The sequence below is a fragment of the Amycolatopsis benzoatilytica AK 16/65 genome, from assembly GCF_000383915.1.
GTDB lineage: Bacteria > Actinomycetota > Actinomycetes > Mycobacteriales > Pseudonocardiaceae > Amycolatopsis > Amycolatopsis benzoatilytica.
In genome coordinates this window covers 2,785,712-2,799,712 of the sequence record NZ_KB912942.1, presented here as the reverse complement: position 1 = coordinate 2,799,712, position 14,001 = coordinate 2,785,712, and the positions used below count along the sequence as shown (strand labels likewise).

The window sequence follows — 14,001 nt, the reverse complement described above, 5'->3', positions numbered from 1 at the left end:
GCGGCGGGGCCGCCCGGTTCCGTGCGCCGCCTTGTCGGCCCGGTCCGATGAGGCGCTGCGGCGGTCTTGCCAGCTCGAAGCCGCAATCAGCTGCCGCCGATGCCGTGCCGACCCGGGTCCGCACCCGCCCCGGCGACTGCGGACCGGCCTTCGGACAAACCCGCCGCTGCCCCTGGACAGCGGGCCGATCGAGGAGTAAGTCTAATGCCTACCGCATACGGTATGCAATCTACAGTTCACCGCCGACAGTCCGCTGACCTGCGGTGACAGGTCACCCGCCCGGCGCAGCCGACGGCAGCGGGCCGGGACGAACGCGCGGATCAGAGAGGTCCGCCGCGGGACAGGAGGAGTTGCGCATGTCGCCAACCACGACCGGCCGGCACGCCGGCGAACCGGCCACCCGACGCGCCGAGGAGCCGGCCTCCGGCGAGCAGCCCGGATCGCTCGCCGGCGAGGAGGCCAACGCGAAGCCGGCCGGGCCAGCCACCGTCGACGAGTCCGCTCCGCAGACCATCTCCGGCGGCCACCTGGTCGCCAAGGCTCTCAAAGCCGAAGGCGTGGACACCATCTTCACCCTCTGCGGCGGCCACATCATCGACATCTACGACGGCTGCGTCGACGAAGGCATCGCCGTCATCGACGTGCGCCACGAGCAGGTCGCGGCGCACGCGGCGGACGGCTACGCACGGATCACCGGCCGCCCCGGCTGCGCGGTCGTCACGGCCGGGCCGGGCACGACCGACGCGGTCACCGGCGTGGCGAACGCGTTGCGCGCGGAGAGCCCGATGCTGCTGATCGGCGGCCAGGGCGCGCTGAGCCAGCACAAGATGGGCTCCCTGCAGGACCTCCCGCACGTGGACATGATGACGCCGATCACCAAGTTCGCCGCCACCGTTCCGCATACCTCCCGGGCGGCCGACCTGGTGTCGATGGCGTTCCGCGAGGCGTTCGCCGGAGCGCCCGGACCGTCCTTTTTGGAAATTCCGCGCGACGTCCTGGACGCCCGCGTGCCGCTCGAGAACGCGCGCATCCCGGAGCCGGGCCGCTATCGTGCGTCGACGCGCAGTGCCGGGGACCCGGCGGACGTCGAGCGGCTGGCGGATCTGCTGGTGCACGCCCGCAAACCGGCGATTCTGCTGGGCAGCCAGGTCTGGACCGCCAGGGCCACCGAACCGGCGACCGAACTTGTCCGCGCGCTGAACATCCCGGCGTACATGAACGGCGCCGGGCGCGGCACACTCCCGCCCGGGGACCCGCACCATTTCCAGCTGTCCCGCCGGTACGCGTTCGACAACGCCGACGTGATCGTCATCGTCGGCACGCCGTTTGACTTCCGGATGGGTTACGGCAAAAGGCTTTCCGCCGACGCGACGGTGGTCCAGGTCGATCTCGACTACCGGACCGTCGGCAAGAACCGCGACATCGACCTCGGTCTCGTCGGCGATCCCGGCCAGATCCTGGCGGCGGTCGCGCAGGCGGCGTCCGGGCGGGTCGACACCGGAGCGGTCGGCCGGAAGCCGTGGCTGGAGGAACTGCGCGCGGTCGAGGAGAAGGCGAAGCTGAAGCGGCTGCCGCTGCAGCACTCCGACGCGAACCCGATCCACCCGTACCGGCTGGTGCACGAGATCAACGAGTTTCTCACCGAGGACTCCATCTACATCGGCGACGGCGGCGACATCGTGACCTTCTCCGGCCAGGTGGTGCAGCCCAAGTCGCCGGGGCACTGGATGGATCCCGGCCCGCTCGGGACGCTCGGCGTCGGGATCCCGTTCGTGCTGGCCGCGAAACACGCCCGGCCGGACCAGGAAGTCGTCGCGCTGTTCGGCGACGGCGCGTTCTCCCTCACCGGCTGGGACTTCGAGACGCTGGTGCGGTTCGACCTGCCGTTCGTCGGGATCGTCGGCAACAACTCGTCGATGAACCAGATCCGCTACGGCCAGGCGCAGAAGTACGGACTGGCCCGGGAACGGATCGGCAACACCCTCGGCGACGTGCCCTACGACCAGTTCGCCCGGATGCTCGGCGGCTACGGCGAGGAGGTCCGCGACCCGGCGGACATCGCGCCGGCGCTGCGCCGGGCGCGGGAATCGGGCAAGCCGTCGCTGATCAACGTCTGGGTCGACCCGGACGCCTACGCCCCCGGAACCATGAATCAGACGATGTACAAGTAAGTCGGGAGGACCTGAAGATGGGCAAGGCACTGGAGGGCGTCCGCGTCCTCGACATGACCCACGTCCAATCCGGACCGTCGTCGACGCAGATCCTCGCCTGGCTCGGCGCGGACGTCGTGAAACTCGAAGCGCCCGGCCGCGGCGACATCACCCGCGGCCAGCTGCGCGATCTGCCCGATGCGGACAGTCTCTACTTCACCATGCTCAACGCGAACAAGCGCAGCATCACGCTGAACATGAAAAGCGAGCAGGGCAAGGAGGTCTTCGCCAAACTGGTGTCCTCGGCGGACGTGCTGGTGGAGAACTTCGGACCCGGCGTCGTGGACCGCTTCGGGTTCTCCTGGGAGCGGCTGCACGAGCTGAACGACCGGCTGATCTACGCGTCCATCAAAGGGTTCGGCCCCGGTCGGTACGCGAACTTCAAAGCCTACGAGGTGATCGCGCAGGCGATGGGCGGCTCGATGAGCACCACCGGATTCGAGCAGGGCCCGCCGACCGCCACCGGCGCGCAGATCGGCGATTCGGGCACCGGCATCCACTTGGTCGCGGCGATCCTCGCCGCGCTGTACCAGCGCACCGCCACTGGGCGCGGCCAGCGGGTGCAGGTCGCGATGCAGGACGCGGTGCTGAACCTGTGCCGGGTGAAGCTGCGCGATCAGCAGAGGCTGGCGCACGGGCCGCTCGGCGAGTACCCGAACGAGCGGTTCGGCGACGAGGTGCCGCGTTCGGGCAACGCGTCCGGCGGCGGCCAGCCCGGCTGGGCGGTGCGCTGCGCGCCGGGCGGGCCGAACGACTACATCTACGTGATCGTCCAGCCGGTCGGCTGGGCCCCGCTGACCGAGCTGATCGGCAGGCCGGAACTGGCCGAGGACCCGGACTGGGCCACCCCGGAGGCCCGGTTGTCCAAACTGGACAAGGTGTTCGCGCTCGTCGAGGAGTGGACCGAGCAGCTGACGAAATGGGAGGTGATGGAGCTGCTCAACGCCCGCAACATCCCGTGCGGGCCGATCCTGTCCACCAAGGAGCTGATCGAGGACGAGACGCTGGCCGAACTGGGCTCGGTGGTCGAGGTCGAGCACCCGGAGCGCGGCGCGTTCAAGACTGTGGGCTGCCCGCTGAAGCTGTCGGATTCGCCGGTGGAGGTCGAGCGTCCGCCGCTGCTGGGCGAACACAGCGACCAGGTGCTCGGCGAACTCGGCTACCGCAGGGAAGACGTCGAGCAGTTCCGCGCCGCGGGGGTCATCTGATGGCCGATCGGGCGGCGGTGGAGGAGATCCTCTCGCGGGTCGCGGCGGAGGGCCGGTCGGTGCTGACCGCGCCGGAAGGCCGCGCGGTCTGCGAGGCGTACGGGATTCCGACCCCACAGGAACGGCTGGCCACGTCTGCGGACGAGGCGGCGGCACAGGCCGCGGAGATCGGATTCCCGGTGGTCGCGAAGATCGTGTCGCCGGACATCCTGCACAAGACCGAGGCCGGCGGCGTGCTGGTCGGCCTCGGCGACGAGCAGGCGGTGGCGGACGCCTATCGGGCGATTCTGGCCAACGCCAAGGCTTATGACGCCTCCGCGCGGATCACTGGCGTGCAGATACAGCAGATGCTGACCGGCGGCCAGGAGGTGATCATCGGGTCGGTCACCGATCCGAGTTTCGGCAAGATCGTCGCGTTCGGGCTCGGCGGGGTGCTGGTCGAAGTGCTGAAGGACGTGACCTTCCGGCTCGCGCCCACCAGCACCGAGGAAGCACTGTCCATGGTGGACGGCATCGCCGCGGCGGAAATCCTCGACGGCGTGCGCGGCGCCGAGGCGGTGGACAAGGCCGCGCTGGCGGAGATCGTGCACCGGCTGTCACAGCTGGTCACGGACTTCCCGCAACTGGCCGAAGCGGACTTGAACCCGGTGCTGGCGACCGGATCCGGGGCCACCGCGGTCGACGTCCGGATGCTGGTCGACCCGGCCGCGGCCGCGGAGCCGATGCGGTTCGGGCAGGAGGAGATCCTGGCCGCGATGAACCGGATCATGAAACCGGCCGCGGTCGCGGTGATCGGGGCGTCCGCCGAGGACGGCAAGATCGGCAATTCCGTGATGAAGAACCTCGTCAACGGCGGCTACGCGGGCGACATCTACCCGATCAACCCGAAGGCCGCGGAGATACTGGACCGCAAGGCGTATCCGAGCATCGCCGACGTCCCGGGCGACGTGGACGTGGCGATCTTCGCGATCCCGGCCAAATTCGTTCCCGCCGCGCTGGAAGAGGTCGGCGCGAAGGGGGCCGCCGGGGCGATCCTGATCCCGTCCGGCTTCGGCGAGACCGGGAACATCGAGCTGCAGAACGAGGTTCTGGCCGTCGCGCGCAAGCATGGCGTACGGATCCTGGGCCCGAACATCTACGGCTACTACTACACGCCGGAGAACCTGTCGGCCACGTTCTGCACGCCCTATGACGTCAAGGGCGGCGTCGCGCTTTCGTCGCAGAGCGGCGGAATCGGCATGGCCATTCTGGGATTCAGCCGGTCCGCCGGCATGGGCGTCTCGGCGATTGTCGGTGTCGGGAACAAGGCGGACATCGACGAGGACGACCTGCTCACCTTTTTCGAGCACGACGAGAACACCGAGCTGGTCGCGATGCACCTGGAGGATCTCAAGGACGGCCGCGCCTTCGCCGAGACGGCGAAGCGAGTGTCGGCGAAGAAGCCGATCGTCGTGCTGAAGGCCGGCCGGACCTCGCAGGGCGCGAAAGCCGCGGGCTCGCACACCGGTGCGCTGGCCGGAAACGACCGGGTCTACGACGACATCCTGCGCCAGAGCGGGGTGATCCGCGCGCCGGGCCTCAACGACCTGCTCGAATACGCGCGCGGAGTGCCGAGGCTGCCGACGCCGAAGGGCGAGAACGTCGTGATCATCACCGGGGCGGGCGGTTCCGGCGTCCTGCTCTCGGACGCCTGCGTCGACAACGGACTGTCGCTGATGGACATCCCGGACGACCTCGACGCGGCGTTCCGCCAGTACATCCCGCCGTTCGGCGCGGCGGGCAACCCGGTGGACATCACCGGCGGCGAACCGCCGTCGACCTACCGGAACACGATCGCGCTCGGCCTGTCCGACGATCGGATTCACTCGCTGGTTCTCGGCTACTGGCACACGATCGTCACTCCGCCGATGGTGTTCGCGGAGCTCGTCGTGGACGTGGTCGAGGAGTTTCGCCGGCGGGGGATCGAGAAACCGGTGGTGGCGTCGCTGTCCGGGGATGTCGAGGTCGAGCAGGCCAGCGAGCACCTGTACGCGCACGGGATCGTGGCCTATCCGTACACGACCGAGAAGCCGGTGGCCGTGCTCGGCGCGAAGTACCGCTGGGCGCGTTCGGCCGGATTGCTGTCTTGATCGACTCGGAGAGGGAGGCGTAAGTTGCCCGGCACGTAACCGCAGGTCAGCGGAGTGGGACAGGGAAGGGCGTCGGGGCGCGGACGCGTCCCGGCTCGGGGGAAGAACGGAGAAAGCCCGGCACGGGAACCGAAGTCAACGGTGACGAAAGAGAATTCTCATGACCGCAGCCCAACCGACTTACCAGGAGATTGTCGACGAGAACGGGCGGACTTACCGGATCGGGGAGAGCCCGCGGGACCTGATGGGACGGTCCCGCAGCTGGATGGTGTGGCTGCCGTGGGTGGCCATGATGGCGGTGAGCGTCTTCGAATACGGCTGGGGAGCCGTGGAGGGGACGCTGGAGGAGAAGTACGGCTGGTCGCTGACGGACGCGTTCTGGCTGGCCAGCATCTGGGCAGTTTTCCAGGCCGGGGTGGCGTTCCCGGCCGGGCGGCTGCGGGAGAAGAACATCGTGTCGGCCAAGACGGCGATGCTCGTCGGGGCGCTCTGCTCCGGGATCGGGTACTTCTCCATCGCGCACAGCGGGAACCTGGTGGTGGCCTTCGCCGGCTACTCGGTGCTCGGCGGCATCGGGGCCGGGCTGGTTTACGCGACCTGCATCAACATGGTCGGGAAATGGTATCCGGAGAAAAGGGGAGCGCGGACCGGGTTCGTGAACGGCGGTTTCGCTTACGGGTCGGTGCCGTTCATTTACCTGTTCAGCGCGTTTCTCGGCCACGAGAACGTGACGATCACGCTGGATGCCATCGGGCTGTACATGCTGGTGGTGGTCGGGCTGTGCGGCTTCGTGTTCAAGGATCCGCCCAAGAACTGGTGGCCGGCCGAGGTCGACCCGATCGCGTGGGGGAAGGGAAACGCGGCGGGCAAGGCACGGAGCCTGGCGAAGAACCCGCCCGCGGTGCGCCAGTTCACGCCGATGGAAGCGATCCGGAGCGGGATGCTGCCGTTGATGTGGGCGACCCTGGTGGTGATCGGCGGAGTTTCGCTGTTCGGGATCAACTTCCAGGTCGATTTCGCCAAGGAGAGCCAATTCGGGGCGTTCGTAGCGGCGTCCTCGGCGGGCGTGCTCGCGGTGGTGAACGGGGTCGGGCGCGGCATTGTCGGCTGGGCGTCGGACCGGATCGGGCGGAAGGCCACGCTGTTCTGGGTGCTGGTGATCGCTGCCGGCGCGCAATTCGGGGTGCTGTGGTCGGGGAAGACGCACAGTCTGTTCTGGTTCATGGTGTTCGCGGTGCTGACCGGATTCGGCAGCGGGGCGTTCTATCCGTTGTTCGCGGCGCTGGTGCCGGACTACTTCGGGGAGAATTACAACGCGACCAACTACGGGATCGTGTACAGCGCGAAGCTGGTCGGCGGCGTCGGCGGGGGAGGGCTGGCCGCCGGGGTCATCGCGGCTTGGGGATACACCGGGGCTTACGTGCTGGCCGGGTGCATCGCGTTGCTGTCGGCGGGGATGACGTTGTTCCTGCGACAGCCCGGACGGTCCGGGCCGGGCGTGGGGGAAGGGGTGGTCGTTCCGTCCGCCGCGCCGGCAGCGGGTAGCGCTGGTGGGTGAGACCGCCTGGCGGCGCGCTGAAATCTGATCGCCACCCGGGTCGAGGCACCTGGTCAAGGCACGAAGGATGCCCTGGCAAGGTGCCTCGACCCGGGTTTTGGCTCTTCGGATCCGGGGCAGGACGGTCCGGGTCGGGGTGCTTACTCCGCTGCGGTCTCGGGGTGCTCGTGGAACGCCTTCCGGGTCCGTTCGGTGTGTTGCGCCATGATCTGCTGCGCCTTCTCGACGTTGTGCGCGGCGATCGCCTGGATCAGTTCGGCGTGCTCCTGCCAGGCGTCGCGGCCGCGAGGACGGGCGATCGGCGTGTAGTACCAGCGCACCCGGCGGTCGACTAGTCCGATCAGTTCGGCGAGAACGGCGTTTCCGGTGAGTTCGGTGATGTAGGAGTGCAGGTCGGCGTTCGCGGCGACGAGCCGCTCGGCGTCGTCGGCGGCGAGGGCTTTCATGCCGACGTCCTGCAGTTCCCAAAGCCGCTTGATGTTTTCCTCGGTCGCGCAGGCGGCGGCGAGCTGCGCGGAGTGCGTCTCCAGCACGGCGCGGACGCCGAGCAGCTGGTCGGCTTCCTCGTCGGTGGGGAGGTGGACGAACGCGCCCTGTGCGGGCCGCAGATCCACCCAGCCCTCGGTCTGCAGCCGCTGCAGCGCCTCGCGGACCGGCTGGCGGCTGACGCCCAGGTACTCGGCCAGGTCGGCTTCGACCAGGTGCTGGCCGGGTTCAAGAGTGCGGTTGATGATCAGCTCGGCGAGCGCGTCGTAGACGACCTGCCGCAACGGTGCGGGCCGCTCCACCCGCTTGGCGTTCTTGCCGGCGAGGGACCCCTTGGCCGTGCGCCGGCCGGTCGGCCCGCGGTCGGGCAGGGGGGAGACGGTCTCGGTCACGGTGCACCTCGGGTGGGATGTGGCAGGAATCGAGGAATCAGCTCTCAGGATACAGCTTTTAGTATGCAAAATCCCGGGCTTCCATCGTTTGTGTCGGCGATCTTCCCGGCCCGCGTGCCGGGGCGGCTGGCTTGTCTGCGGTGCGCGGCGGCGGTCGAGGGGATTGTTTGTGCGGCGCGGCGGGCAGGCGAGGGGTCGTTCCCGGCATGGCTGACCGGCGAGGCTCGTTCGTGGCGCGGCGGACGGGGCGGGCAGGCGAGGGCCGTTTGCCGTGGGCCGGGTCTCCTCGCCCGCGGCAGCCGATATCCGCCAGGCCGGTCATCGCCATTCCCGATGACAACATCCTGGATTCCCAACATCGCATTATGGATACTGTATGCAATCCATTGAGCAAGGTGACACCGAGCAGGAGGCGTCATGCGGGTAGCGGTTCTGGGCGCGGGAGCGATCGGCGCGTACGTGGGCGCGGCGCTGCACCGGGCCGGCGTCGACGTTCACCTCATCGCCCGCGGCCCGCATCTCGCGGCGATGCGGGAACGGGGCGTTCGGGTGCGGAGTCCGCGCGGCGATTTCACCGCGCGCCCGCACGCGACCAGCGATCCGCGCGAAGTCGGCCCAGTCGATTACGTCTTCCTGGGACTCAAGGCGCACTCGTATCCGGACTGCGGCCCGCTTCTCGAACCCCTCCTCGGCCGCAACACCGCGCTCGTCGCGGCTCAGAACGGCATTCCCTGGTGGTATTTCCACGGCCTGGCCGGGCATCCGCTGGAAGGTCACCGCGTGGAGGCCGTGGATCCGGGCGGTGCGACGAGCCGTGTGCTCGACGTCGAGCGGGCGATCGGATGCGTCGTCTACTGTTCGACCGTCATCGAGGAACCGGGCGTCATCCGGCATCTCGAGGGGACCCGGTTTTCCCTCGGCGAGCCGGGCGGCGGCTGCTCGGCTCGCTGCGCCGCGTTCGCCGACGCGCTGATCGCGGGCGGGCTGAAGGCTCCGGTCGAGCTGCGGGTGCGGGACGACATCTGGGTCAAGCTGATGGGCAACGTCGCGTTCAACCCGCTCAGCGCGCTCACCCGGGCGACCATGGCGCAGATGTGCGAGCACGACGAAACCCGGGCTCTGGTCGCCGCGATGATGACCGAAACCCTCGCGATCGCTCGCGCGGCGGGGGCGGACCCGCAGGTGTCGGTAGAGAAGCGGATCGACGGCGCGTGGCGCGTCGGGCACCACAAGACGTCGATGCTCCAGGACCTCGAAGCGGGGAAACCGCTCGAGATCGACGCCATCATCGGTGCGGTCGTGGAGCTTGCCGACCTCACGGGGACGGCCGCCCCGGCGCTGCGGCATGTGCACGCGGCGGTCCGGTTGCTCGATCGCACCGCGTCGGCGGTCCCGGTTGGCTGAATGCTTTTCGATAACGGAAAAATATGATCGTCGACTGTCCACATGGGAGTAAATAAAGTCCACTGTGGTCAGTCGAACGGGCTCGCCCGGCGCAACCTGAGAAGGGGTGCGCCGGGCGCTCTTCGTTGCCCGGACGACTGCGCCGGCGATCTGCCGGACGACCGCGCGTCCGGCACGCGAAGTCCCCGCTGCCCGTTGACCGGAGCCTCCGCCGCCAGCTATTCTCGTTTTACGGAAGAAAACTTCCACAAAGCGAAATTAGTAACGTGAGGAGCCGAGGCATCATGACCGGTCCCGCCGGGGAGCGGCACTCGCTGCCCTACACCGCCAACCTGTCGATCCTGTTCACCGAGCTCCCGCTGCTCGAGCGCGCGCAGGCCGCTCGGGCAGCGGGCTTCACCAAGGTGGAGTACTGGTGGCCGTTCGGCAGCGCTGACCCTTCCGGGGCCGAGGTCGACCGGTTCGCGCGGTCGATCGAGAACGCCGGCGTGCAGCTCACCGGGCTGAACTTCTTCGCGGGCGACATGGCCGCGGGCGAGCGCGGGCTCGTGTCGTGGGTCGGCCGCGAGGCGGAGTTCGCGACCGGCCTGACCGTGGCGCTCGGGCTCGCCGAGCGGCTCGGCTGCCGCAGCTTCAACGCGCTGTACGGCAACCGCGTCGACGGCGTTTCCCCGTCCGAACAGGACGATCTCGCCCGCACGCAGTTGGCCACCGCGGCGAAAGCGGCCGAGGGCATCGGCGCACAGCTGGTGCTCGAACCGCTGTCGGGTACCCCGGCTTACCCGCTGAAGACCGCGGCCGACGCGGTCGCGGTGCTCGACGAGCTGGGCCTGGGCAACGTCCGGCTGCTCGCCGACCTCTACCACCTGGCGGTCAACGGCGACGACCTCGACACCGTGATCGCCCGCTACACCCCGCGCACCGGGCACGTGCAGATCGCCGACGCGCCGGGCCGGCACCAGCCGGGCACGGGGGAGCTGGATCTCGAAGGATACCTGCAGAAGCTGCAGGCAGCAGGCTACGCCGGGCCGGTGGGCGTCGAGTACAAACCGGATGGGTCCACAGTGGACTCGCTGGCCTGGCTGCCGTACGAGCGAAGGGGAAAGTGATGAGCAAGATCGGCTTCATCGGACTCGGCGTGATGGGCACGCCGATGGCCGCGCACCTGGCCGCCGCCGGGCACGACGTGAGCGGCTTCGACCTCAACGCGGACGCGCTGGCGAAGCTGGAAGCCGCCGGCGGGCGCGCGGCGGCCGACGTCGCGGACGCGGTGGCCGGCGCGGAAGTCGTGATCACCATGCTGCCGGACCACCCGCAGGTCGAGCAGGTCGTGCTCGCCCCGGGCGGCGTCCTCGACTCGCTCGCCCCGGGCACGCTGCTGGCGGACATGAGCACCATCCGGCCGGAGACCTCGATCGAGGTCGCGAAAGCCGGTGCCGCCAAGGGAATCCGGGTGCTGGACGCGCCGGTCTCCGGCGGGCAGGCCGGGGCCGAGCAGGCCACGCTGTCCATCATGGTCGGCGGCGAGGAAGCCGACTTCGCCGCCGCCAAGCCGGTGTTCGACGCGCTCGGCAAAACCGTCGTGCACGTCGGGCCGCACGGTGCGGGCCAGGTCGTCAAGGCCGCCAACCAGCTGGTGGTCGGCGGGATCTACGGGCTGGTCGCCGAGGCGATCGTGCTGCTGGAAGCGTCCGGAGTGGACGCGGGCACCGGGCTCGACGTGCTGGCCGGCGGGCTCGCCGGCAGCCGGATCCTGGAGCTGAAGCGGAAGTCCATGGTGGCGCGCCAGTTCCGGCCGGGCTTCCGGATCGACTTGCACCACAAGGACATGGGCATCGCGCTCGCCGCGGCGCGGCAGTCCGGCGTGGCGCTCCCGCTGACCGGTCTGGTCGCGCAGCTGGTCGCGGCCGGGCGGGCGATGGGCTACGGCTCGCTGGACCACTCCGCGCTGCTCAAGGTTGTCGAAGAACTGTCCGGCCGCTCGTCCGAGGAGGTTTGACCATGGCCCGAGTCCCCGCTATGCAGGCAGTCGTCGACGTGCTGGTCGACGAGGGGATCGACGTCGCGTTCGGCTGCCCCGGCGCGGCGATCCTGCCGCTGTACGACGCGATGCAGGGCCGCGGCATCGACCACCTGGTGGTCCGCCACGAGGAAGGCGCCACGCACATGGCCGACGGGTGGGCGCGCACCACCGGCAACGTCGGCGTCGCGATAGGCACCTCCGGCCCGGCCGGCACCAACATGATCACCGGGCTCTACACCGCGCACGCCGACTCCGTCCCGATCCTGTGCATTACCGGCCAGGCCGCGACGACGAAGCTGCACCAGGAAGCGTTCCAGGCGGTCGACATCGTCGAGATCGCCCGTCCGGTCACCAAGTGGGCGGTGCAGGTCAAGGAAGCCGCGCAGCTGCCCTGGATCTTCCGCGAGGCGTTCCGGATCGCCCGGTCCGGCCGTCCCGGCCCGGTCCTCATCGACCTGCCGATCGACGTGCAGAAGCAGATCATCGAGTGGGATTCCAGCATCGACTCGGCGCTGCCGGTGAGCGCCGTCAAACCGTCCCCGGCGCGAGTCGAGCGCGCGCTGGACATGCTGCTCGCCGCGGAACGGCCGCTGATCCTGGCCGGTGGCGGCGTGGTGCTCGGCGAGGCGAGCGAACCGCTGCGCCGGCTCGCCGAGCGGCTCGGCGTCCCGGTCGGCGTCACGCTCATGGGCAAGGGCAGCTTCCCCGAGGACCACGAGCTGTTCGCCGGCATGGCGGGCATCCAGACGTCGCAGCGCTGGGCGAACGCGGCTTTCCTGGAGTCCGACCTGGTCCTGGCGCTGGGTGCGCGGTTCGGCGACCGGCACACCGGCGAGCTGTCGGTGTACCGCGGCGACCGCAAGTTCATCCACGTCGACATCGAACCCACGCAGCTGGGCAAGGTGTTCGGCCCGGATCTCGGCGTCGTGTCCGACACCCGCGAGTTCGTGGAGGCGCTGCTGGCCGCGCTCGACGCGCGCGAGGCGCCGGCCCGGGACCGCACGTGGGTCAAGCGGCTCGGCGACCTCAAGGCCGAGCTGCCGCGCAAGGAGGACTTCGACTGCACGCCGATCAAGGCGCCGCGGGTGTTCAAGGAGCTCAACGACTTTTACGGACCGGAGACGTACTTCGTCACCGCGATCGGGCTCTACCAGATCTGGTCCGGCCAGTTCCAGCGCGCGCACCTGCCGCGGCACTACCAGGTGTGCGGCCAGGCCGGCCCGCTGGGCTGGGAGATCCCGGCCGCGATCGGCGTCAAGAAGGCGCGGCCGGAGGCCGAGGTCGTCGGCGTCGTCGGGGACTACTCGTTCCAGTTCCTGGTCGAGGAGCTCGCCGTCGCCGCGCAGTACGACGTCGGGTTCGTGCTCGTCATGCTGAACAACGAGTACCTCGGCCTGATCCGGCAGTCCGAACTGCCCTACGACATGAACTACCAGGTCGACATCCATTACGACGACCACGGCGCGGACAACGTGAAGATCATGGAGGCCTACGGCTGCGCAGGCACCCGGGTCTCGGATCCGGGCGAGATCCGGTCGTCGCTGGAATGGGCGCGGAAGGAAGCGGAGCGCACCCGCCGTCCGGTCCTCGTGGAGATCATGATCGAGCGGGAAGGGAACGCCGCGATGGGCGCCGCGCTGGACGCGGTGCGCGAGTTCGAGCCGGTCGACTGACCGGCGGCCGGGCCGGAGCGGGGACGCCCGCTGCGGCCCGGTTTCGCGCTCGGCTGGCGGATCCCGGCTCGACGGCAGGCCCTGCCGGTCAGCGGGCCGGGCTCAGCGCGGACAGCGAGGCGAGGGTTTCGGCGTCCCGGGTTCCCGGCGTCGCGTGGAACACCACCAGCTGCAGCGAACCCGGCCCGGGGATGTCGAGCTTGTCGCTGTGCAGGTCAAGGTCCCCGGCGGCGGGATGGCGGAATCGCACCGGGTGCCCGGTCCGCGGCCGGACGTCGTGCCGCGCCCAGAGTTCGCGGAAGCGTTCGCTGGCACCGAGTTCCGCGATCAGGTCGGCGGCGGACGGGTCGTTGACGTCCGGCCCCAGTGCGGCGCGCAGACCGGCGACGCCGTCCGCGGTCAGCTGGTCCCAGTCGCGGCGGAGCGCGCGTTCGGCGGGATCGAGGAAGACCGCGCGCAGCAAGTTCCGGCCGACCGCGTAGTTCGGCGAAACCCTTGCCGCGACGGGGTTCGCGGCGAGCACGTTGGTCAGCCGATCCTGGACGTAGGCCGGGGTGGCCGGCCAGGTGCCGATCAGTTCGACGATGCTCGCCGGGGCCCGCGCTTCGATCGGTTCGGAGCGGAACGGAGCCGCGAGCTGGTGCAGGTGCCTCCGGGCGGCGTCGTCCAGGTCGAGGACGCGGGCGAGCGCCTCGAGTATCTGCGCGGACGGGTTGTGGTCGCGGCCTTGCTCGAGCCGGACGTAGTAGTCGCTGCTGATGCCCGCCAGCAGTGCCAGCTCTTCCCGGCGGAGCCCCGGGACGCGCCGGCGCCCGGTGGCGGGCAAGCCGACGTCCGAGGGAGAGATCTGCTCCCGCCGGGCGCGGAGGAAATCGCCGAGAAGGTTGTCCACTTGGCCAGTCTACTTAGTTCAGTGAG

At 69.6% G+C, this 14,001-nt stretch carries 10 protein-coding genes; 8 read left to right on the top strand and 2 right to left on the bottom strand.

Going from position 1 to position 14,001, the window contains the following annotated elements; translation table 11 throughout:
• Window positions 1-356 precede the first annotated feature (356 nt).
• From AMYBE_RS0112885 to AMYBE_RS0112870, 4 genes are all read left to right on the top strand, one after another.
• The gene (locus tag AMYBE_RS0112885; RefSeq protein ID WP_020659796.1) at window positions 357-2,171 is read left to right on the top strand and encodes a thiamine pyrophosphate-binding protein; all 1,815 of its coding nucleotides are present in this window, start codon (window positions 357-359) and stop codon (window positions 2,169-2,171) included.
• A gap of 17 nt (window positions 2,172-2,188) precedes the next feature.
• Complete coding sequence (frc, locus tag AMYBE_RS0112880) at window positions 2,189-3,418, top strand: formyl-CoA transferase (protein WP_020659795.1); 1,230 nt, start codon at window positions 2,189-2,191, stop codon at window positions 3,416-3,418.
• Window positions 3,418-5,547 (top strand): acetate--CoA ligase family protein, encoded by a 2,130-nt coding sequence (locus tag AMYBE_RS0112875; protein WP_020659794.1) that lies wholly within the window; start codon window positions 3,418-3,420, stop codon window positions 5,545-5,547. The genes frc and AMYBE_RS0112875 overlap by 1 nt, the downstream gene beginning before the upstream one ends.
• A gap of 160 nt (window positions 5,548-5,707) precedes the next feature.
• Entirely contained in the window at window positions 5,708-7,105 is a 1,398-nt protein-coding gene (locus AMYBE_RS0112870) for an OFA family MFS transporter (RefSeq protein WP_020659793.1), read from the top strand.
• Window positions 7,106-7,245: 140 nt separating this feature from the next.
• Here the strand turns inward: AMYBE_RS0112870 and AMYBE_RS0112865 are convergent, their stop codons facing one another.
• Window positions 7,246-7,983 carry a GntR family transcriptional regulator gene (locus tag AMYBE_RS0112865; RefSeq protein ID WP_020659792.1) on the bottom strand — a complete coding sequence of 246 codons (738 nt, stop codon included), beginning with the start codon at window positions 7,981-7,983 and terminating at the stop codon, window positions 7,246-7,248.
• Between the two features lie 417 nt (window positions 7,984-8,400).
• Between AMYBE_RS0112865 and AMYBE_RS0112860 the strand changes: the two genes are divergently transcribed.
• From AMYBE_RS0112860 to gcl, 4 genes are all read left to right on the top strand, one after another.
• Window positions 8,401-9,387, top strand: a complete 987-nt coding sequence (locus AMYBE_RS0112860; RefSeq protein WP_020659791.1) for a 2-dehydropantoate 2-reductase — start codon at window positions 8,401-8,403, stop codon at window positions 9,385-9,387.
• A 284-nt stretch (window positions 9,388-9,671) separates the two neighbouring features.
• Window positions 9,672-10,496, top strand: coding sequence for a hydroxypyruvate isomerase family protein (locus tag AMYBE_RS0112855; protein WP_020659790.1), 825 nt, complete (start codon window positions 9,672-9,674; stop codon window positions 10,494-10,496).
• A complete protein-coding gene (locus tag AMYBE_RS0112850; protein WP_020659789.1) occupies window positions 10,496-11,386 on the top strand; it encodes a 2-hydroxy-3-oxopropionate reductase in 891 nt (296 codons plus the stop codon). The genes AMYBE_RS0112855 and AMYBE_RS0112850 overlap by 1 nt, the downstream gene beginning before the upstream one ends.
• 2 nt (window positions 11,387-11,388) lie before the next feature.
• Window positions 11,389-13,083, top strand: coding sequence for a glyoxylate carboligase (gcl, locus tag AMYBE_RS0112845; RefSeq protein ID WP_084469977.1), 1,695 nt, complete (start codon window positions 11,389-11,391; stop codon window positions 13,081-13,083).
• Between the two features lie 88 nt (window positions 13,084-13,171).
• On the opposite strand, the gene AMYBE_RS0112840 is transcribed toward gcl, so the two are convergent.
• A complete protein-coding gene (locus tag AMYBE_RS0112840; protein ID WP_020659787.1) occupies window positions 13,172-13,975 on the bottom strand; it encodes a helix-turn-helix transcriptional regulator in 804 nt (267 codons plus the stop codon).
• Window positions 13,976-14,001 lie beyond the last annotated feature (26 nt).